Below are 23,739 nucleotides of genomic sequence, written 5' to 3' on the forward strand. Positions count from 1 at the left end.
CCGCCGCCGGCCCCCCCGGCCCCCCCCCCCCCCCCCCCCCCCACCCCCCACCCCCCCCCCCCCCCCCCCCGCCCCCCCCCCCCCCCCCCCCCACACCCCCCCCCCCCGCCCCCCACCCCCCCCCCCCCCCCCACCACTGTATTTAAGGCAGGTATTTAGACTGCCCTTAACGTGGATTTCTCCAAGAGTTCACGCGGCCCGGCTGACGGCGGCTTCGGCCAACTGCCTGAGCGCGGTAAGCGGGAGTTCAGCCAAGGGGAGGCTTTCCAACGCCTCGAAAGCTTCGTTGCTGAGTTCCTCGATCATGGATTCCGTGGCTTCGAGCGCTCCGCAATCCACGATGATCCGCCGGATCTCGGCAACCTCGGCCTCGCCAAGGTCCTGCCGTCCGAGCATGGTATCGATGTAGTTCGAATCAGCAGCCCCGGCCTGGTTGATGGCGAAGCCCACCAGCACAGTCCGTTTGCCTTCGCGGAGGTCATCTCCTGCAGGCTTTCCTGTCGTCCCGGGGTCTCCGAACACCCCCAGGACGTCGTCGCGGAGCTGGAAAGCTTCACCAAGGGGCAACGCGAAAGCGGAATAGCCTTGCAAGAGCTCTTCGCTGGCACCGGCCAAGGCGCCACCCAGGGCCAAGGGGTGTTCCGTTGAGTACTTCGCCGATTTGAATCGGATGATGGACTGTGCGCGGCGGACGGCACCAGCGCGGTCCCGCACGGGGCCCGCAACTTCCTCCAGGATGTCCAGGTATTGGCCGGCCATGACCTCGGCGCGCATCAGGTTGAAGATCCGCCGCGCAGGCGTGCCTGTTGCAGCCCTGCCACCAATCTCGGTGAACGCTTCCTCGCTGAACGACAGGCAGAGGTCTCCGGTGAGGATCGCGGCCGCATGTCCGAAGCGTTCGCTGTCGAGGGCCCAGCCCTCGCCCTCATGGAGCTGGCTGAACCGCTTGTGGACGCTTGGACCGCCACGCCGGGTGTCAGAGCGGTCGATGATGTCGTCGTGAATCAGGGCTGCAGCCTGGAAGAGTTCCAAAGCGCAGCCGGCAGTAATGATGTCCGGATGTGCGGACTCGCCTCCGGCACCTCGCCACCCCCAGTAGCACATCAAGGCCCGGAGCCGTTTGCCACCTGTCACGAGGCTCGTGATTGAGCCCATGAGGGGAGCGACATCGGGGGAGATGGTGGCCATGGTTTCTTGTTGCACCCCAAGGAAACCGTTAAGTTTGGCCGCGACGTCGGCCACGAAACGGCTCTGTTCCGAACCCAGGCTCTCCGTGGTCACTTGATTGACCCGGCGGCCACGTTGGCACCGATGGTGAACGTGGATTTGCCCGCTGTTTCCACTACCGAGATATTCACGGTTTCATTGTCGCCACGGAGGAAATCCTTTGATTTGATACTTCCCACGGTGCTGCCGGGAACTTCCTTAAAGCCCTGCGCCGTGAGCGCTGAGGTATAAAAAGCCACTACTGCGTCCGATGGGGACGCAATGGTGCCGACCAGGGCCACCGACGCCGGGGAGGAGTTCTTGTCGAAACTGCTGGATTCCACCGCTGCCTTGGGCATCAATGGAATCAGTTGCTGCGGGAATCCCGGAACCAGGGCGCCGACCGTCGCCGAAGCTCCTGCGGCCGCCGTGGACGTGGTGGCCGGCGCCGGACTTGCCGAGGCAGTGGCCGCCCCGGACGATGTTGGCGCAGCCCCTTGGGATGCCGTGCCTGCGGGGGACGACCCGCAAGCCGAGATGGTCAACGCGACGCCCGTGGCCAACAAGGCCATACTGACGGGTTGAGGCTTTCCAAAGAGCTTCACAGGGATTTCCTCCTGGGGACGACGCCGGATGCTGCCTCCAGTTTAGGGCGCCGGATGCGGCCACCAGTAACCAGTCCCGCGGCATAGGATTTCCTTGTGAGACCACAAGCAGAGAACAACGGGCGGGGCCACGGACAAGAATCCGCCCCGGATCCCGCTGCCCTGTGGGAACTGAGGCGCACCAGCATCCTCCACGTCGACATGGATGCCTTCTTTGTCTCGGTGGAATTGCGCACCCGGCCTGAACTCAAGGGAAAACCCGTCATTGTCGGCTTCCCGGTGGATCGCTCAGTTGTACTGTCCGCGTCGTACGAAGCACGGGCGCTGGGCGTGAAGTCTGCCATGCCCATGGCCAACGCTATGCGGATGTGCCCCAACGCTGTCATCATCGAGCCCCGCCACAGCCTCTACTACGAGGTGTCCCGGGAGTTGATGGGCATATTCGAATCGATAACGGACCTCGTGGAGCCCTTGAGTGTCGACGAGGCTTTCCTGGATGTCGGTGGCGCGATCCGGAGGCTTGGTCCGCCTCTCCAGATCGGCCATTTGATCCGGCGCCGCGTTGCGTCCGAGCTCGGAATCACTGCGTCCGTGGGAATAGCGGCCAACAAGTTCGTTGCCAAAATTGCTTCTACGCGCTGCAAACCCGACGGACTGCTGCTCATTGAGGAAGGGCAGACCGTAGCCTATCTCCACAGCCTGCCGGTGAACGCCTTATGGGGAGTCGGGGCCAAGACCGCCGATGTCCTCGCCAGGCTGGGGATCCGTACCGTGGCTGACGTTGCGGCCACGCCGCTGTCTTCCTTGAAAAAGGTCCTGGGAGCGTCGGGCGAGCACGTCCACCGATTGTCGATGGGCTTGGATCCGCGGCCGGTCACGCCTACCCGCCTCGAGAAGAGCATTGGTTCCGAGGAGACGTTCGCTGTTGACACCCCGGATGACGCACTCCTGCAGCGCGAGTTGCTAAGGCTCTCCCACCGAACCGCTTCACGGCTGCGGACAGCCGGAATGTTGGCCCGGACCATCGCGTTGAAACTGCGCTATGCGGATTTTTCGACAATCAGTCGCAGTAAGACAATGCATACGCCTGTAGACAGCGCCCAGTTGATCTATCAAGTTGCGAACCAGTTGCTGGCGTCCTTGGGGGAGCGGCCCATGAGCGTGCGCCTTGTTGGAGTCAGGGCTGAGCAGCTCGAACCGGCGGAACACACCTCGCTGCAGTTGAGCTTCGACCGCAGGGACGACAACTGGCGGGCGGCTGAACAGGCGCTCGACCGTGTCACCGAGCGATTCGGCAGCAAGACTGTCCTTCCGGCGACGCTTCTGGAGCCGCATGCGGAGCCCGACGGGCCGGGCGATCCCTAGGCTTCGAAGAGCCCTCGCGTGCCCTCCGGCGTGTCTTTCAGAACGGCGGCCAACAAACTATCCTAGAGGTACACAGATTTAGACCGTCTGGATAAATTGCCATGTTGCGTCTGTTCCGTGAGACCGTGTTCACAAGACCCGGTCTTCGGGAACCCTTTTTTGGGTTCGTCCGTTCAAGGGAACAGAGGCAACGGCCGCGGCGTATCCAGACGCTGGCCGACTAAAGGAGGTCGCGATGCCCCTCTCGGAGCACGAACAGAAGCTCCTCGAGCAACTCGAGAAGCAACTGCATGAGGACGATCCAAAGTTTGCCAATTCAATGGGCTCTGACCCCATTCGCTCATGGTCGACCAGGCACATCGTTATTGGCGTTCTAGGCACTATCGCCGGGATTCTCTTGTTGTTGGTAGGTGTGTCCTTGCAGAACATCTTCCTTGGCGTGCTGGGCTTCATTGTGATGGGCGCCGGCGTTTACTTTGCCACCCTGAGAAGGGCAGCCGGCGGGAAGTCGAAGAGTGCCAAGCCGGGCAAGTCAAAGAACTCATTCATGAGCAACCTCGAAGAACGCTGGGACGAGCGCCGCCGCGGCGAGGAGAGCTGAACGCTCCACCAGGGGCTTGTCGTCCACGGGGATGCCGAGTCCTCCACATTGCACCACCAGGCTCCGGCCTGATTGCGAAAAGACCCGAATATCGGGTCTTTTCGCATTTAACGCCACGTTCGCCGCACATCGTGAGCCTGCAAGCGCGGCTGGCGAAGCCGCGTCGAGCGCTTCCCTAGAGCGCCGCCGCACCGCGTCCTCCACCACCAATCACCACTGAGATCCAGGTGTTTTCAGGCTCCCGCGTTCGAAAGTGGGGCAGAAACACGCCGGATTGCGTTGACTGTGGGGGCTTGTGGAGTAAAGTGGAGCAAGTAAGAGGGTAGTGGCGGCGTGGGGCAGGTACGGGCACCTTTACGGATGGGGGCGGTGGGCCAGTGTTTCTTGGCACGCATTCTCCTCGTCTGGACGAAAAGGGCCGGATCATCCTCCCCGCCAAGTTCCGCGAGGAACTTGCTGACGGCTTGGTGCTCACAAGGGGCCAGGAACGTTGCATCTACGTCTTCAGCCAGCGGGAATTCGAACGTATTCACGAATCCATGCGGGAGGCCCCCATTTCCTCCAAGCAGTCGCGTGACTACATCCGGGTTTTCCTGTCCGGAGCCTCTGACGAGATACCTGACAAGCAGGGGCGCGTGACGATTCCGCCGGCGCTCCGGAGCTACGCAGGTCTTGAGCGGGAATTGGCGGTCATCGGCGCCGGAACCCGTGCAGAGATCTGGGATGCCCAGGCTTGGGATGAATACCTGGCCGAGAAGGAAGCCGCCTTCTCGGAGACCGACGACGACAACCTTCCCGGGTTCATTTAGAAACCGGGACAGGAAGCAGCAATGCTTCTTGGACGGGATCTCCAGCCGCCCATCACATTGTTTTCCTGGCTCACCTTCCCCGGAGCCAGGCGGACGCTGCGATAGGCGCGGATGGGGATCCGGCTCAAGAAGCGACCCGCCCAACTGACAGACGAACGATTCAGCTCTGAGGAGGCCGCATGGAGGAGCAAGACGCGCCAAAACCAACCTCGGAGCGACATGTACCGGTCCTGAAGGACCGGTGCATCAATTTGTTGGCACCAGGTTTTGAGGCCGCCCGCAACCGTGGCGAGACGCCCGTCGTCATCGACGCCACGTTGGGAATGGGTGGCCACTCCGAAGCGATGCTGCAGCGGTTCCCCGATCTGCACCTTGTTGGCATAGACCGGGACGAAGAGGCCCTGGCCCTCGCCGGTGAGCGCCTGCAACCCTTCGCGGCCCGCACTGACCTGGTGCATGCCGTCTATGACGAAATCGAAGATGTCCTCGTGGACCTTGGAATCCCGGAAGTGCACGGCATCCTCATGGATCTGGGTGTGTCTTCCCTCCAATTGGACGAGCGGGAGCGCGGCTTTGCCTACTCCTACGACGCGCCGCTGGATATGCGGATGGACACCAGCCGCGGCCAGACTGCCGCCGACGTCGTCAACAACTATTCCGAAGAAGACCTGGTACGGATTATCCGCAAGTGGGGCGAAGAGAAGTTCGCCGGCAGGATCGCAAACCGCATCGTCACGGCAAGGGCCGTCAAGCCTTTCGCCACCACCGGGGAGCTCGTCGAGCAGATTCGCGGCGTTGTTCCTGCGGCCGCCGCAAAGTCCGGCGGGCATCCGGCAAAGCGGACTTTCCAGGCCCTGCGGATTGAAGTCAACGAGGAACTCGACGTTCTGGAGAGAGCAGTGCCTGCCGCCCTCTCGGCCTCGGCAATGGGCGGGCGGGTAGTGGTGATGTCTTACCACTCACTCGAAGACAAGATCGTGAAATCGGTCTTCCAGTCCCGGTCCAAGTCGTCGGCCCCGCTGGGCTTCCCCGTGGAGCTGGAAGAACACAAACCGGAATTCAAGACCCTGACCAAGGGCACGGAAGTGCCCACACCTGAAGAAATCGCCGAAAACCCGCGTGCGGCATCTGCCCGCCTGCGGGCCGTGGAACGCATCAAAGCGAGGAGAACAGCATGAGCACCGCTGCCGCGAAGATCCTGCCGACCACGGTGGGGAACACCGCGCGTGCCCTGCCCGCCCGGGGACCGGAACGCGACACGACCCGCAAGGCGCGGACACCGCTCTCGCTCGTCCAGAGTGTTCCCGGACGACGGCGGACTCCCTTCGTCGTCTTTTGCTTCGGCGTGCTGGCGGCCGCCTTGTTAACTGTCCTGGTGCTCAACATCTCCGTTTCCACGGCCCAATACGACCTTGTGAAGCTCAGGAACGACGCTGCATCCCTGAACAAGCAGAACCAGGATCTGACACAGCAGGTCCAGAACTACCAGGCTCCCCAGAATCTTGCCGCCAAGGCCGCAGAATTGGGCATGGTAGCTTCCACTGCCACGGGCCAGATCGATCTGGACAACCTGACAGTCACAGGAAAGGCCACGCCGGCAACCAAGGGACAGAATCCCGGTGCCGTCATCGCTGCTCCTGCGGTTGCAGGCCAGTCCAGCGTCGCAGCTCCTGCACCCGCCAAGAACGATTCACTGGACAGCCGTAAGCCCAACGGTGCCGCCGACTCCACCGCGGCCAAACCGCAGGCGCCCGCGGTTCCTGCGGCACCGAAGCCGCCGGTTGTGGATCTCCATGGTGGTTCGGTCCCCGCTCCGCAGCAGAAGGTACCCGGGCAGTAGCGTCCAGCCGACCTGATTTCAGGTGACCAGCAAGGCAAGCAGCAAGGAATCGACGTGGTGCAGAAGACCGGCAAATCGAAGAACAAGAGGACGCCGGTGGCGAAGAGGCGCCTGCGCCTCGGCCTCGGAATCATGCTGACACTGTTGCTGGTGGTCGGGGGCAAATTGTTCCTCGTCCAGGGGCTGGACGTCGGTGGCCTGGCCGAGGCTGCCTACAACAACCGGCTGACCACCACCGTCCTGCCGGCCGAACGCGGCAAGATCCTTGACGCCAACGGCACCGTGCTCGCCAGCAGCGTGATCCGTTACAACATTGTGGTGGACCAAACGGTCAACACCAACACGTCTGAGTTTTCGCGCTACAACACCCAGACCCAAGCCATCGATAAGATCTCCAGGACCCAGGGGATAGCAGAGCTTTCCAGCGCCCTGGGGATGGACGTCAACCAGGTTACTCAGGCCGTGACCGGCGAGAAGAAATACAACATCGTGGCCAAGGAAGTGAAGCCGGACCTCGAGGACCGGATATCCCAACTCCACATCCCGGGTGTCGTCTCGGAGGGCATCAGCAAGCGCGTCTATCCCAACGGCAGCGTCGCCGGTGGCATCATCGGCTTCCTCAAGGACGGCACCACGGGCCAAGCCGGCCTTGAGCAGACCCAAGACGACCTCCTCCGCGGCAAGGACGGCAAGCGCGTCTTTGAGATCGGCGCCGACGGTCTCCGTATCCCCGTGGCAACCGATCTGTTGACCCCGGCTGTCAACGGCAAAGACGTCAAGCTGACGCTGAACACGGACATCCAGTACTTTGCGCAGCAGGCCATCCAGACCCAAGTCAACCAGCTCAATGCCGAGTGGGGATCAATCGTCGTTGAGGACATCAAGACCGGGAACCTCATTGCGATGGCGGATACGAACGCCCCGGATCCCAACGACCCGGGCAAAGTAGCGGCTGCGGACCGCGGCGTGCGGTCGGTGACGGCCGCCTATGAGCCTGGCTCGGTGGAGAAGATGATCACCGCGTCCGCTGCGATCAATGAAGGAAAGTCCAGCCCATTGGACACCGTTACCGTTCCTCCTGCCGTGACCATCGACGGCCAGACGTTCACCGATGCTTTCCTCCACGGAACCGAACAGCGGACCCTCGCCGGTATCCTCGGCTATTCGATGAACACGGGTACCGTGATGATCGGCAGCCGGCTGAGCAAGCAACAGCGCTATGACTATCTCCAGCGCTTCGGCATCGGGGAAGCCCCGGACATTGGCCTTCCCGCCGAAGCGTCAGGAATCCTGGCCAAGCCCGATCAATGGGACGACCGGCAGCAGTACACCGTCCTGTTCGGCCAAGGCGTTTCCCAGTCCACTCTGCAGACCGTCCGGGCATACCAAAGCGTGGCCAACGACGGCGTGATGCTGCAACCCAGGTTGATCGACGGCTACGTCGGGGCCGACGGGGTCGAAGCGAAAGCACCTGCCAAGGACGCCCGGCAAGTCGTTACCAAGGACACCGCGCAGCAAGTGCGGGACATCCTGGAGAGCAACGTGACGATGGGCGAAGTGAAAGATGCTGGCATCGACGGATACCGGGTGGGCGCCAAGACAGGAACCTCCGAGGCACCCCGCGAAGACGGCCTGCCTGGCTTCGATGGCTTCACGGCCTCCATCATTGGGATGGCGCCCATGGAAAATCCACGGTTCATCGTCGAGGTTGTTGTCCAGAGGCCCAAGGGCAACATCTACGGCATCACGCAAGGACCGATTTTCCGCTCGGTGATGGGCCAGGTCCTGCGCACCTACAACGTCCCGCCGTCCACCGGCACTCCGGCGCGGTTCCCCCAATACGGCAAATAAGGACCAGGACTGCAAATAAGGCCAGTACGGCAAGTAGTTCAGTTTCGCCAAGTAAGCTTGTTGGGCATCTGTCCGGCCACATTTAGATCAACCCATGCCGTTTGCGGGAGCCCAAGGGTTCCCGCGCGGCCAGTTTTACGAGTACCAACGGAGACCACCTTGTCAGAGCAGAATGATGCCGTATCGATCCCTACAGGGAACCCGCCGGCTACGGACAAACCCGGCTTCCGTCCAGCCGTCGTGGCGCCGGTTGCCCTGGAGGCCATCGCATCGTCCCTCGGAATCGCGCTGACCCCGGACTCAGCCGGTACGTCGGTCACTGGTGTGTCCCTCAACTCGCGCACCGTCGAGCCGGGAGACCTGTACTTGGCCCTGCCCGGTGCCACACGCCACGGGGCAGACTTTGTCACCCAAGCGGTGGCGGCCGGTGCTGTGGCCGTCGTGACCGATGAGGACGGCGCCCGTCAATTGGCACTCGAGGACCTTGCCGTTCCGGTGCTGATCGTTGGCGATCCCCGTGCAGCCGTCGGCACCCTCGCTGCCCTCGTTTATCGAAGCCAGCCGCTCGATGGGGTTTCGCCCACGCTTTTCGGTGTAACTGGTACGAACGGCAAGACAACGACGACGTATTTCATCAACTCCTTGCTCCGTGCCTTGGGCATGAATCCCGGCCTGATCGGGACGATTGAAATTCTTGCGGGGGGCGAGGCCATTCCGAGTCTGCTGACCACGCCGGAGTCAACGGACGTCCATGCCTTGCTCGCCCTCATGCGTGAACGTGGGTTGGAGGCGGCTTCCATGGAGGTCTCCTCCCATGCTCTTTCGTTCCACAGGGTCGACTCGGTGACGTTCGACGTTGCCGGCTTCACCAATCTGACGCAGGACCATCTCGATCTCCACGGAAGCATGGACGAATACTTCCGGACCAAGGCGGAGCTGTTCACGAGAGCGCGCGCACGGCGGGCCGTAGTGACCGTGGACGATCCGTGGGGGCGCTTGCTGGCCGAAGAGGCGGAAATTCCCCTGACCACGCTGTCGGCCACCGCCGGGAGCGAAGCTGACTGGACGGTCGAGTCTTCCAAACCACGCGGACTTGGAACGGACTTCGAATTGCGCCACCGCGATGGATCTGTCCTGCGCGTCCATACCGGATTGCCGGGAGATTTCAACGTCGCCAATGCGGCACTGGCCACCATCATGGTGCTCGACTCCGGCATCGACCGGTCGGCACTTCAGGCGGCCCTGGACAGCCATGATCCCTTCACGGTTTCCGTACCCGGCCGGATGCAGCTGATTTCCGATGCCCCGGCTTCCGTTGTCGATTTCGCGCACAACCCGGACGCGCTGGCGCGGGCCCTGAGCGCCATACGCCCGCAATCACCCGGATCCCGCGTGATTGTCGTTTTCGGCGCCACTGGACAGCGCGACCAGGGCAAGAGGCCGACCATGGGCGCCATAGCCGCCCGGCTCGCGGACGTCGTGATTGTCAGCGACGACGATCCTCATGACGAAGACGCTGCGGCGATCCGTTCGGAAGTCATCGCCGGCGCACGTGCCGCCCGCGAGTCGGAGGACCTTGACTGCGAGATCGTGGAAGCGTACCCCCGGGACGTCGCCATCCGCCAAGCCGTGGATCTGGCCACCGAGAAGGACACCATCCTGATCGCCGGCCGAGGACACGAGGTCTGGCAGGAAGTGAAGGGCGTCAACCTTGCCCTCGACGACCGGGTGGAACTGCGGGCGGCCTTGACAGCCAGGGGATTCAAGGTTTCCACGGACGAGCGGATAGAGTCCTAGACCGAGATGATTGCACTTACTGCGGCGGAGATCGCCGATATTACCAATGGCCGATTGGCAGCGGACCCGGGCATTGTCCCGGCGTCCATCGTTACCGACTCCCGTGAGGCGGCGGCCGGATCGCTGTACGTGGCCAAACCAGGTGAGAACGCTGACGGCCATGCCTACGTGGGCGCCGCTTTCGAGCGCGGGGCTGTCCTGGCGCTGACCGAGCGCGACGTTTCCGACGACGACGGCCGGCCGTACCCCGCCGTCGTCGTCGATGACGCCGTGATCGCGATGGGTGCCCTGGCCGCAGAGTCCGTGCGCCGCATCCGCGCCGCACGTGCGGCCCAGGGGGAGCCCTTCACTGTCATCGGGATCACAGGCTCGGCGGGCAAGACAACTACCAAGGACTTGCTCGCGGGCATTCTTTCCCGGGCCGGCGCCACAGTGGCACCGCAGGGTTCGTACAACGGTGAAGTCGGCGTGCCGCTCACCGTGTTCGGAGCCGATGCGGGCACGCGTTACCTCGTGATCGAAATGGGCGCCACCGGGGTCGGCCACATCAAATACCTCGCCGAGATGGTTCAACCGGACATCGGCGTCGTTCTTTGCGTCGGCACCGCCCACGCCGGCGAGTTCGGTGGGGTGGAGAACATAGCCAAGGCCAAGGGCGAACTCGTCGAAGCGCTGGGGCAGGACGGAACCGCCGTCATCAACCTCGACGACGCGCGCGTCGCGGCGATGGTCTCCCGCACCCAGGCCAAAGTGCTCGGAACCACCGCTACGGGCATTTCCGGCTCGGAGGTCGAAGCCAGGAACGCCGATATCGATGAGGACGGCCACCCGGAGTTCGAACTCATCCTTCCCGACGGCGGGGTCCCCCATCGCGTCCACAGCAAGCTGATCGGTGCGCACCACGTCACCAACCTGCTTGCCGCCGCGGCCGCCGCGTTCGCGGCAGGCCTCCCTGCAGCCGGGATCGCCGACTCGCTGAGCGAGCAGTCCCCGGCCAGCCGGTGGAGAATGGAACGCACTGAGCGGGCAGACGGCGTCACCATCATCAACGACGCGTACAACGCGAATCCGGAATCCATGCGTGCAGCCTTGCGCACCCTCGCCGACCTCGGCCAGGGACGCCGCACCTGGGCGGTGCTGGGCGCGATGCTGGAACTCGGCGAAGATTCCATCCGCGAACACACCATCGTGGGGACGCAAGTGGTTCGCTTGAACATTTCCAGGCTCGTGGTGGTTGGCCGCGAAGCCCGGGCGCTGTACATTTCCGCGATCCAGGAAGGCTCCTGGGGCGACGAATGCATTTTCGCTGAAACGGCCGACGAGGCCTACGAACTGCTGCAGGCCGAGCTCAAAACAGGCGACTTGGTGCTTTTCAAGTCCTCGAACGGGGTCGGCTTAAGGCATTTGGGGGATCGGATAGCATTACCTCCACAGGTCAGTACGAGTGCGAACACCGCGGCTGCAACTGCGGCCAATGAAGGGAACGAGCTGCTGTGATTGCACTGTTGATCGGCGCGGGCGTCGCCCTCCTGGTGGCTTTGGTCGGAACGCCACTCTTCATCCGGTTCCTCGTCACCAAGGGATACGGCCAGTTCATCCGCGACGACGGACCCACCTCGCACCACACCAAGCGCGGTACTCCCACCATGGGCGGGACGGTCGTGGTGGCCGCCGTACTCATCAGCTATGGGTTGACCCACCTGATCATGTGGATGATGAACCCGCGATCACCGGGCCCGTCGGCTTCGGGCTTGCTCTTGTTGTTCCTGATGGTGGGTATGGGATTCGTTGGTTTCCTCGACGATTTCATCAAGATTTCCAAGCAACGCAGCCTCGGACTCAACGCCAAGGCCAAGCTGATTCTCCAAGCATTTGTTGGCATCGTCTTCGCAGTACTCGTCCTGAACTTCCCCGACTCGCAGGGGATCACGCCGGCCTCCACCCATATTTCCCTTGTGCGGGACATTCCCTGGCTGAACCTGGCCTTCGGGGGCACCGTCCTCGGAGCCATCCTGTTCGTCATCTGGTCGAACCTGATCGTCACTGCGGCAACCAACGGCGTCAACCTGACGGACGGACTGGACGGCCTTGCCGCCGGCGCCTCCATCATGGTCTTCGGGGCGTACACACTCATGGGAATCTGGCAGAACAACCAGGCGTGCGGTTCACCCCGCGAGGCGGGCAGCGGCTGCTATTCGGTCCGCGACCCGCTCGATCTGGCGCTCCTGGCAGCTATTTGCAGTGCCGCGCTGGTGGGCTTCCTCTGGTGGAACACGTCTCCGGCGAAGATCTTCATGGGAGACACCGGTTCCCTGGCGATCGGCGGGGCGGTGGCCGGCTTTGCGATCCTTTCCCGCACCGAACTTCTTTTGGGCATCATCGGTGGGCTTTTCGTCCTCATCACGCTGTCAGTCATCATCCAGGTGGGCTACTTCAAGCTCACCAAGGGTAAGCGGGTCTTCAAAATGGCGCCCCTTCAGCATCATTTCGAACTCAAGGGCTGGGCCGAGATCACGGTGGTTGTCCGATTCTGGATTCTTTGTGGCTTGTTCGTGGCCGCAGGCCTTGGGATTTTCTATGCTGAATGGGTGGTGCTGCTATGAGCGCAAGTCCTCAAACCAAGCCTTCTGCCAACGACCGGCTCGAGAACCTCGTCAGTTGGGACTCCGACTGGAAGGGCCTGCGCGTCGTCGTGACCGGCATCGGCGTCTCCGGTTTCGCGGCCGCCGATACCTTGATCGAACTCGGCGCCCGGGTGGTGGTTGTTGACGCTGCCACGAGCGCCAAAGCCCTAGCGCAGGCGGACACCTTGAAGATCGTCGGCGCAGCCGACGTCCTCCTCGGCCAGGACGCCGTCAAAACGCTGCCCCGCGTGGACGGTGAAAAGCCCGAACTCGTCGTGACGTCGCCGGGCTGGCGGCCGGATCAGTCCCTCCTGGCAGCTGCCAAAAGGGCCCACGTACCGGTGTGGGGCGACGTCGAGCTCGCCTGGCGGGTGCGCGAACGCGAGGGCCGCAAGACGGCGGACTGGCTCACGATCACGGGTACCAACGGCAAAACCACGACGGTGGGCATGACCGAAGCCATGCTGCAGGCAGCAGGGCTCAAGGCAATCGCCGTGGGGAATGTAGGCACCCCCATCCTGGACGCACTCCGTGACCCTGTGGAGTACGACGCTTTCGCGGTTGAGCTTTCCAGCTTCCAATTGCACTGGATCGAATCGCTCTCCCCGGTGGCGAGCGTCTGCCTCAACGTCGCCGAGGACCACGTCGACTGGCACGGCTCCTACGAGTCCTACCTCGCGGACAAGGCAAAGATCTTCGAGAACACCCAGAAGGCGTGCATCTACAACGCCGAGCAAATCGAGACCGAACGCATGGTGGAAAACGCCGACGTGGTCGAGGGTTGCCGGGCGATCGGTTTCACCACCTTGACTCCGGCCATCAGCATGCTCGGCGTGGTCGAGGGCTTGCTCGTGGACCGTGCGTTCATCGAAGAGCGCAAGAGTTCTGCAGAGGAACTCGCGTCCCTGGCGGACCTGGGCACGGCTGCGCCGCGACACATGGTTGCGAACGCGCTGGCCGCCGCCGCACTGGTGCGCGCCTACGGCGTCGAACCGGCCGCAGTGCGTGAGGGGCTCAGGAACTATCTCCCCGGAAACCACCGTATCCAGCCTGTGGCCAAGCAGAACGGCGTCCTCTGGGTCAACGACTCCAAGGCGACCAATCCGCATGCTGCTTCTGCGGCCCTGTCGGCGTTCGATAGCGTCGTCTGGATCGCCGGCGGTCTGTCCAAGGGCGTCAACTACGACGACTTGGTCAAAAGCAACGCGCGCAGGCTCAAAGCGGTGGTGCTGATCGGCTCCGACACCGCGGACCTGGAAGCCTCCCTCAAGCGACACGCAGCGGATGTGCCCGTAATCGGGCAGCCCAAGGGCGACACTGAAATGGTGCAGTCCGCCGATTCAGCTGGTACCGCCGCGGAACCGTCTCCGATCTTCGGCGACACCGTGATGGCCCATGCTGTCGAGTCGGCAGCTAGTATCGCCGAGTCCGGCGATACCGTGCTGATGGCTCCGGCGGCTGCCTCCATGGACCAGTTCTCTTCCTACGCTCACCGTGGCGATGCTTTCATCCGGGCAGTGCGCGAGCTTGTGGAAGGCCAGGCACAGACCACCGAGGAGTAACAATGGTCAGCACGCCCACGCGCAGCGGGCCCGGGCGGACCCGGGCCGGCAAGGCAGACCCCGCCGGACGCGCGGCAGGCGTGGCGCGGGCCTCGCTGCCGTCCCGCATCCGCACGGGGATTTCCGGGTTTTGGTCGACCCTCGAAGGAAGCGGTAAATCGAGCGGCGGGTCAACCTACTACTTGATTCTTGGAGCTTCGCTTGCCCTGACGGCCATCGGGATCATCATGGTCCTGTCGGCGTCGAGCGTCGAAGCGATTGCGGCCGGCGAATCCCCGTACTCCATCGCCACTAAGCAAGGCATGTTCGCCGCGATAGGCATCGTTGCGATGCTGGTGCTTTCGCGGGTCAACGTCCTGTGGCTTAAGCGATTCGCATGGCCCTCGATCATTCTTGCCGGCGCCTTGCTGGTGCTGGTCCTGGTCATCGGCAAACGTGTTCTGGGCAACCAGAACTGGATCGAGATCGGCGGCTTCACCTTCCAGCCATCGGAGTACGCCAAGTTCGCGCTGGTGCTCTGGATGGCCACGGTTCTTTCCGTCAAGGCAAAACTTCTTGACAAATGGATGCACGCGCTGATCCCTGTCGTGCCGGTCTCCGGCGCCATCATCACCTTGATTGTCCTGGGACATGACCTCGGCACCTCGCTGGTGGTCATGCTCATCATGGCTGCGGGATTGTTTTTCGGCGGCGTCAACCTGAAGCTTTTCGCTGCGGCCGGTGGTGTTGCCGCAGCTGCCGCCCTGATCCTGGCGTTTACGAGTGGAAACCGAATGTGCCGGATCACCTCGTGGATGGGGCAGAGCTGCGCAGGGGCAAGCGACATCGGATTCCAGAGCGAACAAGGGCTCAGCGCCCTTGCTTCGGGAGGTTGGCTTGGTGTTGGACTTGGCCAGAGCCGGCAAAAATACCAGTGGATTCCCGAAGCCCACAACGACTTCATCTTCGCTGTCATCGGGGAAGAACTCGGGCTTGTGGGGACGATCGTGGTCCTGGTGCTTTTTGCCTTGCTCGCGGTTGCCATCTACCGGGTCGTCAGCCACCAGGAAGACTTGTTCGCCAGGGTGCTCGGCGGATCGATCATGGCGTGGATGCTTGGACAGGCCGCGATCAACATGGCGATGGTGGCAGGCCTGCTCCCCGTGATCGGCGTGCCGCTGCCTTTCATTTCCTATGGGGGTTCAGCGTTGGTGATGTCGCTATGCGGCGTGGGCGTAGTGTTGTCTTTGGCCCGCGCCCAAATGGCTCCTGCCAGCCGCTCCAAGCCGCGCTGGCGATTTGCGAAAACTGCACGAAAGCGTACATAGCACTCCATGAATTCCCAGCCCAAGCCCCTCTCCGTGGTCCTCGCCGGCGGCGGGACCGCCGGACACATCAGCCCCTTGCTTGCCATTGCCGATGCCATCAAGTCGCTGCGGCCCGATGCCAGGATCCTTGCCGTCGGCACACCCAACGGCATGGAAACGCGTCTCGTTCCGGCTGCCGGCTACGAGTTGGCCACCATCGACCGGGTTCCGTTTCCCCGGAAGCCTTCCGCGGATCTGCTCAAACTGCCCGGCAGGCTCGCGGCCGCCGTCAAGCAAGCCGGGCGCATTCTAGACGACGCGCAGGCGGACGTCCTCCTCGGCGTCGGCGGCTATGTCTGCACTCCCATGTACCTCGCGGCCTGGCGTCGCAGGATCCCCATCGTCATCCACGAGGCGAACACGCGCGCCGGGCTTGCCAACCGGGTAGGAGCGATGTTCACCAAACGTGTGGGTGTGGCCTTCCCCGAGACCCGGCTACGGCACGCCCGCCACGTGGGGATGCCCATGCGCAAGGCCATCGCCGGTTTGGACCGGGCGGCTTGGCGAGCGGACGCCAGGCAGTCGCTCGGTCTGGACGCCGGACAGCCTGCACTCATCGTGACGGGTGGTTCCTCCGGCGCCCAGAGCATCAACCGGACCATTGCCGGAGCCGTCGCCGCTTTGTCGGAAGCCGGTATCCAGACACTGCACATCACCGGCCGCGGCAAGGCAGTGACGAACGACGACGGCGCCCCCTTGGCTGCCGACGGCTACCATCAGGTGGAATACGTGGACGGCATGGAAAACGTCTACGCGGCCGCAGACGTCCTCCTTTCCCGATCCGGCGCGGCAACCGTCAGCGAGGTGGCCGCCGTCGGGCTCCCTGCGGTCTTCGTTCCGCTGCCCATCGGAAACGGCGAGCAGGCAATGAACGCCTCCGCGCTGGTCAAAGCCGGGGCGGCGCTTTTGGTCGATGACCGGGCCCTGACCGCGGAATGGCTCAAGACCGAGTTGATTCCGTTGCTCACGGATCAAGCCCGCCTTGAGGATATGGCCAGCAAGGCAAAGGAACTTGGCATCAGAAATGCTGATCGGCGGATGGCCGATCTCGTCTTGGAAGCGGTAACCGAATGACCCAGCCCCTCGCAGACATCGATTCCCTCGGCAGGGTCCATTTCATCGGCATCGGCGGCGTGGGCATGTCTGCCGTCGCACGCATCATGGTGGCCAGGGGCGTTCCGGTGAGCGGTTCCGACGCCAAGGACCTTCCCGTTATGCACGACCTCGGGTCCGCGGGGGCCCGGATCGCAGTCGGCTACGCCGCGGAAAATCTTCGTGACGCGCAGACCGTCGTCGCGGGTTCGGCCATCAGGGCGGACAATCCGGAGCTGGAAGCGGCCCGGGCGGCCGGCCTTCCGGTGCTCCACCGCTCGGAGGCCCTCGCGGCGACCATGGGCGCAGACCGTGTGGTGACCGTGGCCGGCACGCATGGCAAGTCCACCACCACCTCAATGGTTGCCGTGTTGCTCAAGGAAGCGGGCCTCGATCCGTCCTTCGCCATCGGCGCCAACGTACCCGCCCTCGGTGTCAACGCAGCGCACGGCACCTCGGACATCTTCGTTGCCGAAGCCGATGAATCGGACGGTTCTTTCCTTAACTACCGGCCCCTCATCGCCGTCGTCACCAACGTCGAGGCCGACCACCTCGACTACTACGGCACGCCTGAGGCTGTCTACGCCTCTTTCGACAGCTTCGCGGCACTCCTGCCCGCCAACGGCGTTCTTTTCGCCTGCGCGGACGACGACGGCGCCCGGGCCCTCGCGGAACGGACCCGTGCTGCGGGCAATACCCGGGTGCTGAGCTACGGGACCGCGGAGGACGCGGATATCCGCCTGCACGATGGGGGACCGGGCGATGTCCTGGTTTCTATCGACGGGCAGGAATACCGCCTTGATCTTCAAGTGCCCGGGCGGCACAACGCATTGAACGCGGCGGCCGCGTTCGGCGTCGCAGTCGAGCTCGGCGTGGCGCCCCAGGCTGCCGCGGCCGCCCTCGGCCACTTCACCGGAGCATCGCGGCGATTCGAATTCAAGGGACAGGGGAGGGGCGTGCGTGTCTACGACGACTACGCCCACCACCCAACGGAAGTCCGGGCCGCCTTGTCAGCTGCCCGCTCTGTGGCAGGCGGCAACAAGGTGCACGTGCTCTTCCAGCCCCACCTGTTTTCGCGCACCCGCGAGTTCGCGGAACAGTTCGCAGAAGCGCTTGGCGAGGCGGATACGGCCCTCGTGCTGGACATCTACCCTGCCCGCGAGGATCCCATTCCAGGAGTCACGAGTACCTTGATCACGGGGCGCCTCAAGAGCGGCAGGCTCGTGGCTGGCGGACAGGAAGCGCTGGACGCGGTTCTTTCGGCGGCCGGCGAGGGTGACATCGTCCTGACCGTGGGAGCCGGCGACGTGACGGCCTACGGGCCCCGGATCGTGGAGCTGTTGGGTGGCTGACACCCGGAAGCCCACTTTCAAGCCGCAGGCGGGCACCCGGCCCGGAGTCGTCAGTGCTGAACGCAGCCTCGACGATCCCGTCGGGAGCGCTTCGGGGTCCGCCGGCAGCAAGGACAACAATGTCCTGGCCTTTCCGGAGCCCAAGGGACGCAAGCGGCGGCGGACGGTGATCACGGCCTTGGCCATTATTGTGGCCCTGGTCGCCGGAATAATCGTTGCGGCGATCTACTCGCCGGTGTTCGCCGTGCGCACGGTGACGGTCGACGGCACCAAGCTGCTCCAGGCGGGGAGCGTCCAGAAGGCCCTGGAACCGGTGAAGGGAAAACCCCTTCCACAAATCAGCGACGCCGAGATTGCCGCGCTGCTCAAGCCCCTTGTCCAGGTGCGCTCCGTCAGTACCGAAGCCCGCCCGCCGTCGGAACTCTTGGTCCACGTCGTCGAACGGGTACCCGTGGCCCTGGTCAAGAGCGGCGACAACTATTCACTGGTTGACGTCGACGGCGTCCAGCTCGGATCAACCGCCGATACCGCATCGGTTGCCTTGCCCCTCATCGATGGGCAAGGAGCCAACCAGAATCTCTTCCGGGCGATCACTGCGGTTCTTGCGACCCTGCCGGCGGATGTCCTGGCCAAGATGGCCAGCGCGTCGGCCTCGTCGCCGGACGCCGTCGAGCTCAAGCTCACGGACGGCAAGATCGTTGTGTGGGGGAATGCGGACGAGAAGGAGCTGAAGGCGCGCGTCCTCCAGGCGTTGCTTAAGGCTCCCGCCAATCCAAAAGTTCCGGTGAATGTCTACGATGTCAGCGCACCGAGGCACCCGTTCACCAAATAGGCCATTTCAGGAAGTAACCCCACTGACGCACAGGGCTATTTTTCGGACTTTCACACGACACGCGGAGGCGGTCATTGAATGTCGGATTCATAGCCCATACCGTCACTTAAGAGTTACTTGACATAACTATAACCTTCAACTAGAGGGTTAAGGTCCAAGAATTCAAGTTGGACTCGATCTGTTTCGCTATAGGACACAAGCAAGGGGCACGAAACGTGGCAGCACCGCAGAATTACTTGGCCGTCATCAAGGTCGTCGGCATCGGCGGCGGTGGCGTGAATGCAGTTAACCGAATGATCGAAGTCGGCCTCCGCGGCGTCGAGTTCATCGCCATCAACACCGATGCCCAGGCTCTCCTCATGAGCGACGCCGACGTCAAGCTTGACGTCGGACGCGAGCTCACACGCGGTCTGGGAGCCGGCGCCAACCCCGACGTCGGACGCCAGGCAGCCGAGGACCACGCCGATGAGATCGAAGAGGTTATCCGCGGAGCCGACATGGTCTTCGTCACCGCAGGCGAAGGCGGCGGCACCGGAACCGGCGGCGCCCCCGTCGTGGCCCGGATCGCCCGCTCGCTCGGCGCCCTGACCATCGGTGTCGTCACGCGGCCCTTCACCTTCGAAGGCCGCCGGCGCGCCGGTTCGGCGGAGGCTGGAATCGACGCCCTGCGCGACGAAGTCGATACCCTCATCGTCATTCCCAACGACCGCCTCCTGTCCATCAGCGACCGTAACGTCTCCGTCCTGGACGCTTTCCGTTCCGCTGACCAAGTACTCCTGTCCGGTGTCCAAGGCATCACGGACCTCATCACCACCCCGGGCCTGATCAACCTCGACTTCGCCGACGTCAAGTCGGTCATGCAGGGCGCAGGCTCCGCGCTGATGGGTATCGGCTCAGCGCGCGGCGAGGACCGCGCTGTCAAGGCCGCAGAGCTCGCCATCGCTTCGCCGCTGCTGGAAGCGTCGATCGATGGCGCCCACGGCGTCCTGCTCTCCATCCAGGGCGGTTCGGACCTGGGTCTGTTCGAAATCAACGAAGCCGCAAGGCTCGTGCAGGAAGTGGCCCACCCCGAAGCCAACATCATCTTCGGTGCCGTCATTGACGACGCCCTGGGTGACGAAGCACGCGTCACGGTCATCGCCGCTGGTTTTGACGACGTCAAGGCCACGTCACCGTCAATGAACCAGTCTGCTGCCCAGCAGCCCGGTCAGCACCAGGCCCCGGCGGCCCCGGATCGTCCTGCACCGTCAGCTGCACCGGCCTATTCCGCGCCGCAGCACGTTTCCGCCGGCGTCGGCGCCTCCGGCTTGAGCAACTGGGGCCAGCAGCGCCCTTCGGCGTTGCCGGCTGACTCGGGCTTCGACGTCGACCTCCCGGCCGTCGTCGAACCGGACCTTTCGGGAAGCCGCACCGACGACCTCGATGTTCCGGACTTCCTGAAGTAGCAGGTCTGTTCAAACCCACCCAGGAGAGTTAGCCAGTAGTGTTTTGGTGGCGAAAAGAAGTGCGGCCCGGAATTTCGGTTGCCTTCTCCGATGACGATGCGGGCAACCTTGCACTGCACGTGGCGGACAATTCTGGCGATGTCATGGCGCGCCGGGTCCGGCTGGAAGCAGCAGCGGGGCTCGGCGAACGCCATTTCCAATACATGAACCAGGTCCACGGAAAAGCCGTCGAATTCATCTCCGTGCACGGGGACGGACCAACGGCCGACGCCATGGTGTCCAGGGGACAGCCTCTTGCGGTCATGGTGGCCGATTGTGTCCCCGTCGTGCTATTGGGCGACGTGGAGGACGAATCCGATCCGGTTCTTGCTGTGGTCCACGCCGGCCGGCCCGGGGTTGCCGCGGACATCGTTTCGGCCACGGTGGTCAATATGCGAAGCCAAGGTGCGGCGACCATCAGCGCCTGGGTGGGCCCTTCCATCTGCGGTGAATGCTACGAAGTTCCCGAACAATTGCAGACGGACGTAGCTGCCGCGGTCCCGGAAACCTGGTCCACAACCTCCTGGGGTACGCCGGCACTGGATCTGCCCGCAGGTGTGCGCGCCCAGCTGGAGGCCCTCGGCGTCACGGTCGAGTACTCGGGGGAGTGCACGCTGGAGACTGCTCGGCTTTACTCGTATAGGCGCAATCAGCAAACGGGCCGATTTGCAGGTTTGGTGTGGACGCATGAGTGAGAATTTCCCGACAGCGGAAAGCGCCGCGGGCGATCCACGGACCGCCGAGCTGCGCGAACGGCTCGCCGCGGTCCGCCAACGGATTTCGGCGGCAACCGCGGCGGCCGGGCGAAGCGAAGAGCCGCAACTGATAGTCGTCAGCAAGTTCCATCCCGCAGCTGACGTAGCCCGGCTGGCGGCACTTGGCGTGACCGACGTCGGCGAAAACCGCGACCAGGAAGCGGCCGCGAAGTCTGCCGAGCTGGCCGGACTCCCGGTACGTTGGCACTTTATCGGTCAACTGCAAAGCAACAAGGCCAAATCCGTCGCGAAATACGCGTTTTCCGTGCAATCGATCGACCGTCCGCAACTCGCCGAGGCCCTTGCCAAGGCCGTTGCACGCCAGCAATCCGAGTCCGGCAGACAGGACCTTGACTGCTACATCCAGGTCAGCCTTGAGGACGACGGCGGCGCCCACCGCGGCGGTGCCGCTCCGTCCGACGTCGAGCGCCTCGCCGAATCCATCGCCCTTGCCGCCGGGCTGCGCCTGGCCGGAGTGATGGCCGTCGCGCCGCTCGGCGCGCCCCCGGAGGAAGCGTTCGAGAAACTCGCTGCCATTTCACGGGATTTGCGGAGGCTGTATCCGGACGCCGTGGGGATATCCGCCGGGATGAGCCAGGACCTCGAAGCCGCCGTTCAATTTGGTGCGACACACCTGCGAATTGGCTCGGATATTCTCGGTTCGCGTCCGCGGGTGGGGTAGCGTCAAAGTATTGGAAGCGACGGGCCGGGATTTCAGCGATGTCAAGTCATGGGCGGCCCGCCTACTGCAGACACGATAGGAGTCCAGCATGGCTGGCGCATTGCGCAAGACAATGGTTTATCTTGGGCTCGCCGATGGCGATGAACACTACGAGTCTGAGCAGCACATGCAGCACGCGGACGAGGACCGGTCTGTTGACCACAATCGTGAAGAGCGCCGCGCTCCTGCACCTGTACGTGAAGTAGTTCGTGAAGTCCCCCCTGTCGCCGAAGAGGAATACCGCGCACCCGTGACACCTATCAAGCGTGCGGCATCTAGCCGCGAAGACGCCTCCGGACTGAGGCAGATCACCACCGTCCATCCCCGTTCCTACAATGACGCCAAGATCATCGGCGAAAGTTTCCGGGACGGCATCCCCGTGATCATGAACGTCACCGACATGGGCGAGGGAGATGCCAAGCGCCTCGTCGATTTTTCCGCCGGGTTGGTCTTCGGACTCCATGGCAGCATTGAGCGCGTCACCAGCAAGGTTTTCCTGTTGTCGCCGTCGTACGTCGAAGTTCTTGGCGACGACAAGAAGGTCAGCGAAGCCCAAGCAACGTTCTTCAACCAGAGCTAGCACAGTCATCACGGAATGCCAGGCAGAGCGATCTGCCTGGCATCTGTGTTGCAATAGAGGGACTGACCGAGAAAAGTGGCGAACTAGGAGATCTGAGCTAACCCGTGGGCATAGTTTTCGGCCTTTTGTACATTGCATTGCTGCTGTTCCTGGTCACCCTCGTCATCAGGCTCGTTTTCGATCTGGTGCAGATGTTTGCGCGGCAGTGGCGCCCCCGTGGCGGAGCCCTGGTTGCCGCGCACGTGGTCTATTCCGTGACTGATCCGCCCTTGAAACAGATCCGCCGGCTGATCCCGCCACTGCAGCTTGGTGGGGTGTCCCTTGATCTTGCATTCCTCATCGTGTTTATTGTCGTCAGCATCGCGATGGGATTCGTCTACACGCTGGCGTAGCTTTTCCGCAGGCCATTTTCCGTCAATCTGTTTCGTCGGCGAGTGGGCTGCAATCTCCGACCCAACACGATGGTGTTGAATTGGGGGAATCAGATGATATTTAGGTACCGTAGTTTTGAACGGCCGGAAGGCCTACTGACTAACTAGACCAACGAGGTGACCAGATGGCTTTGACGCCAGAAGACGTTGTCAACAAGCGCTTTCAGCCGACCAAGTTCCGCGAAGGCTACGACCAGGACGAGGTCGACGACTTTCTCGACGAAATCGTCGTCGAGCTGAGGCGTTTGAACCAAGAGAACGACGAGCTGCGCAAGAAGCTCGGCGAAGCCGGAAACCCAGTGGCTGCCAGCGCGGCATCGGCACCCGTGGTCGAGAAGGTGCCCGCACCGGTGAAGGCCGACAAGGACGCCCAGGCCAAGGCGGAAGCCGAAGCGAAGGCCGAGGCTGAGAAGAAGAAGGAGCCGGCTGTTGCCGCCGCTCCGGTTCCGGCCGCACCTTCGGCCGGCTCTCCGTCCGCCGAGTCCGCAGCCGGTCTGCTGGCCATGGCTCAGCAGATGCACGACAAGCACGTGGCCGATGGCGAGCAGCAGAAGGAAAAGATCATTGCCGAGGCACAGATCGAAGCTTCCAGCCTCGTCAACGACGCGCAGGACAAGTCCCGCAAGATCCTCGGTGCCCTCGAGCAGCAGCGCAGCGTTCTAGAACGCAAGGTGGAGCAGCTCCGCGGCTTCGAGCGCGACTACCGCTCCCGCCTGAAGGCCTACATCGAAGGCCAGCTGCGCGACCTGGATGCCCGCGGCTCAGTTGCGGCTCCTGAGGTCGGCGAAGCCGCCGCAGAGGTCTAGCAAGTATTCTGAAAGCCGGTGGCTGGGGATTCCTCGGCCACCGGCTTTCGCCTGTTAAGGCGCAGAAGCCACGGTTACCG

22 protein-coding genes and 1 pseudogene are annotated in these 23,739 nt (G+C 63.3%); 21 read left to right on the forward strand and 2 right to left on the reverse strand.

The window, feature by feature from the left end; all coding sequences use genetic code 11:
• Positions 1-189: 189 nt before the first annotated feature.
• Positions 190-1,188 (reverse strand): polyprenyl synthetase family protein, encoded by a 999-nt coding sequence (locus AC4CS3_RS20910; RefSeq protein WP_490785080.1) that lies wholly within the window; start codon positions 1,186-1,188, stop codon positions 190-192.
• A gap of 89 nt (positions 1,189-1,277) precedes the next feature.
• Entirely contained in the window at positions 1,278-1,466 is a 189-nt protein-coding gene (locus AC4CS3_RS20915) for a hypothetical protein (protein ID WP_308193892.1), read from the reverse strand.
• A 22-nt stretch (positions 1,467-1,488) separates the two neighbouring features.
• Here AC4CS3_RS20915 and AC4CS3_RS20920 point away from each other — a divergent pair, with 22 nt between their 5' ends.
• From AC4CS3_RS20920 to AC4CS3_RS21020, 21 genes and pseudogenes are all read left to right on the forward strand, one after another.
• Positions 1,489-1,791 (forward strand): hypothetical protein, encoded by a 303-nt coding sequence (locus AC4CS3_RS20920; RefSeq protein WP_490785049.1) that lies wholly within the window; start codon positions 1,489-1,491, stop codon positions 1,789-1,791.
• A gap of 182 nt (positions 1,792-1,973) precedes the next feature.
• Positions 1,974-3,176, forward strand: coding sequence for a DNA polymerase IV (dinB, locus tag AC4CS3_RS20925; protein ID WP_490785081.1), 1,203 nt, complete (start codon positions 1,974-1,976; stop codon positions 3,174-3,176).
• Positions 3,177-3,411: 235 nt separating this feature from the next.
• Positions 3,412-3,777, forward strand: coding sequence for an SCO2097 family morphological protein (locus AC4CS3_RS20930; RefSeq protein WP_059389148.1), 366 nt, complete (start codon positions 3,412-3,414; stop codon positions 3,775-3,777).
• Between the two features lie 377 nt (positions 3,778-4,154).
• Positions 4,155-4,586, forward strand: coding sequence for a division/cell wall cluster transcriptional repressor MraZ (gene mraZ / locus AC4CS3_RS20935; protein ID WP_490785050.1), 432 nt, complete (start codon positions 4,155-4,157; stop codon positions 4,584-4,586).
• Positions 4,587-4,765: 179 nt separating this feature from the next.
• The gene (rsmH, locus tag AC4CS3_RS20940) at positions 4,766-5,764 is read left to right on the forward strand and encodes a 16S rRNA (cytosine(1402)-N(4))-methyltransferase RsmH (RefSeq protein WP_490785051.1); all 999 of its coding nucleotides are present in this window, start codon (positions 4,766-4,768) and stop codon (positions 5,762-5,764) included.
• Positions 5,761-6,426 (forward strand): cell division protein FtsL, encoded by a 666-nt coding sequence (ftsL, locus tag AC4CS3_RS20945; RefSeq protein WP_490785052.1) that lies wholly within the window; start codon positions 5,761-5,763, stop codon positions 6,424-6,426. The genes rsmH and ftsL overlap by 4 nt, the downstream gene beginning before the upstream one ends.
• A gap of 54 nt (positions 6,427-6,480) precedes the next feature.
• Positions 6,481-8,277: a peptidoglycan D,D-transpeptidase FtsI family protein gene (locus AC4CS3_RS20950; RefSeq protein ID WP_490785053.1), complete on the forward strand. Its 1,797-nt coding sequence runs from the start codon at positions 6,481-6,483 to the stop codon at positions 8,275-8,277.
• 159 nt (positions 8,278-8,436) lie between these two features.
• Positions 8,437-10,074, forward strand: coding sequence for a UDP-N-acetylmuramoyl-L-alanyl-D-glutamate--2,6-diaminopimelate ligase (locus tag AC4CS3_RS20955; protein ID WP_490785054.1), 1,638 nt, complete (start codon positions 8,437-8,439; stop codon positions 10,072-10,074).
• Between the two features lie 6 nt (positions 10,075-10,080).
• Complete coding sequence (locus AC4CS3_RS20960) at positions 10,081-11,571, forward strand: UDP-N-acetylmuramoyl-tripeptide--D-alanyl-D-alanine ligase (RefSeq protein WP_490785055.1); 1,491 nt, start codon at positions 10,081-10,083, stop codon at positions 11,569-11,571.
• Complete coding sequence (mraY, locus tag AC4CS3_RS20965) at positions 11,568-12,677, forward strand: phospho-N-acetylmuramoyl-pentapeptide-transferase (protein WP_437773203.1); 1,110 nt, start codon at positions 11,568-11,570, stop codon at positions 12,675-12,677. Before AC4CS3_RS20960 ends, mraY begins: the two co-directional genes overlap by 4 nt.
• Positions 12,659-14,260 carry a UDP-N-acetylmuramoyl-L-alanine--D-glutamate ligase gene (murD, locus tag AC4CS3_RS20970; protein ID WP_490785056.1) on the forward strand — a complete coding sequence of 534 codons (1,602 nt, stop codon included), beginning with the start codon at positions 12,659-12,661 and terminating at the stop codon, positions 14,258-14,260. Before mraY ends, murD begins: the two co-directional genes overlap by 19 nt.
• Positions 14,261-14,262: 2 nt before the next feature.
• Positions 14,263-15,567, forward strand: a complete 1,305-nt coding sequence (ftsW, locus tag AC4CS3_RS20975; RefSeq protein ID WP_490785057.1) for a putative lipid II flippase FtsW — start codon at positions 14,263-14,265, stop codon at positions 15,565-15,567.
• A 6-nt stretch (positions 15,568-15,573) separates the two neighbouring features.
• Positions 15,574-16,680 (forward strand): undecaprenyldiphospho-muramoylpentapeptide beta-N-acetylglucosaminyltransferase, encoded by a 1,107-nt coding sequence (gene murG, locus AC4CS3_RS20980; RefSeq protein WP_490785058.1) that lies wholly within the window; start codon positions 15,574-15,576, stop codon positions 16,678-16,680.
• A gap of 95 nt (positions 16,681-16,775) precedes the next feature.
• Positions 16,776-18,050: pseudogene (gene murC / locus AC4CS3_RS20985) on the forward strand (UDP-N-acetylmuramate--L-alanine ligase); the annotation flags it as partial.
• Entirely contained in the window at positions 18,043-18,882 is an 840-nt protein-coding gene (locus AC4CS3_RS20990; protein WP_490785059.1) for a cell division protein FtsQ/DivIB, read from the forward strand. The pseudogene murC and the gene AC4CS3_RS20990, both read left to right, overlap by 8 nt.
• A gap of 215 nt (positions 18,883-19,097) precedes the next feature.
• A complete protein-coding gene (ftsZ, locus tag AC4CS3_RS20995; protein ID WP_236816900.1) occupies positions 19,098-20,327 on the forward strand; it encodes a cell division protein FtsZ in 1,230 nt (409 codons plus the stop codon).
• A 38-nt stretch (positions 20,328-20,365) separates the two neighbouring features.
• The gene (locus AC4CS3_RS21000; RefSeq protein WP_490785060.1) at positions 20,366-21,061 is read left to right on the forward strand and encodes a purine nucleoside phosphorylase YfiH/LACC1 family protein; all 696 of its coding nucleotides are present in this window, start codon (positions 20,366-20,368) and stop codon (positions 21,059-21,061) included.
• Positions 21,054-21,803 carry a YggS family pyridoxal phosphate-dependent enzyme gene (locus AC4CS3_RS21005; protein WP_490785061.1) on the forward strand — a complete coding sequence of 250 codons (750 nt, stop codon included), beginning with the start codon at positions 21,054-21,056 and terminating at the stop codon, positions 21,801-21,803. The genes AC4CS3_RS21000 and AC4CS3_RS21005 overlap by 8 nt, the downstream gene beginning before the upstream one ends.
• 88 nt (positions 21,804-21,891) lie before the next feature.
• Positions 21,892-22,422: a cell division protein SepF gene (locus tag AC4CS3_RS21010; RefSeq protein WP_345446866.1), complete on the forward strand. Its 531-nt coding sequence runs from the start codon at positions 21,892-21,894 to the stop codon at positions 22,420-22,422.
• Between the two features lie 104 nt (positions 22,423-22,526).
• The gene (locus tag AC4CS3_RS21015) at positions 22,527-22,814 is read left to right on the forward strand and encodes a YggT family protein (protein WP_490785062.1); all 288 of its coding nucleotides are present in this window, start codon (positions 22,527-22,529) and stop codon (positions 22,812-22,814) included.
• 164 nt (positions 22,815-22,978) lie between these two features.
• Positions 22,979-23,659, forward strand: coding sequence for a DivIVA domain-containing protein (locus tag AC4CS3_RS21020; RefSeq protein WP_437773212.1), 681 nt, complete (start codon positions 22,979-22,981; stop codon positions 23,657-23,659).
• The last annotated feature ends 80 nt before the right edge of the window (positions 23,660-23,739 follow it).

Source organism: Arthrobacter sp. SE2 (genome assembly GCF_058244265.1).

Bases quoted from the DNA above. Each gene is read 5' to 3' on its own strand.
- ftsW (WP_490785057.1), top strand. From the start codon at position 14,263: ATGGTCAGCACGCCCACGCGCAGCGGGCCCGGGCGGACCCGGGCCGGC.
- AC4CS3_RS20930 (WP_059389148.1), top strand. From the start codon at position 3,412: ATGCCCCTCTCGGAGCACGAACAGAAGCTCCTCGAGCAACTCGAGAAG.
- murD (WP_490785056.1), top strand. From the start codon at position 12,659: ATGGGTGGTGCTGCTATGAGCGCAAGTCCTCAAACCAAGCCTTCTGCC.
- AC4CS3_RS20910 (WP_490785080.1), bottom strand. From the start codon at position 1,188: ATGGCCACCATCTCCCCCGATGTCGCTCCCCTCATGGGCTCAATCACG.
- murG (WP_490785058.1), top strand. From the start codon at position 15,574: ATGAATTCCCAGCCCAAGCCCCTCTCCGTGGTCCTCGCCGGCGGCGGG.
- AC4CS3_RS20960 (WP_490785055.1), top strand. From the start codon at position 10,081: ATGATTGCACTTACTGCGGCGGAGATCGCCGATATTACCAATGGCCGA.
- AC4CS3_RS20920 (WP_490785049.1), top strand. From the start codon at position 1,489: ATGGTGCCGACCAGGGCCACCGACGCCGGGGAGGAGTTCTTGTCGAAA.
- AC4CS3_RS21010 (WP_345446866.1), top strand. From the start codon at position 21,892: ATGGCTGGCGCATTGCGCAAGACAATGGTTTATCTTGGGCTCGCCGAT.
- ftsL (WP_490785052.1), top strand. From the start codon at position 5,761: ATGAGCACCGCTGCCGCGAAGATCCTGCCGACCACGGTGGGGAACACC.
- AC4CS3_RS21020 (WP_437773212.1), top strand. From the start codon at position 22,979: ATGGCTTTGACGCCAGAAGACGTTGTCAACAAGCGCTTTCAGCCGACC.
- AC4CS3_RS21005 (WP_490785061.1), top strand. From the start codon at position 21,054: ATGAGTGAGAATTTCCCGACAGCGGAAAGCGCCGCGGGCGATCCACGG.
- rsmH (WP_490785051.1), top strand. From the start codon at position 4,766: ATGGAGGAGCAAGACGCGCCAAAACCAACCTCGGAGCGACATGTACCG.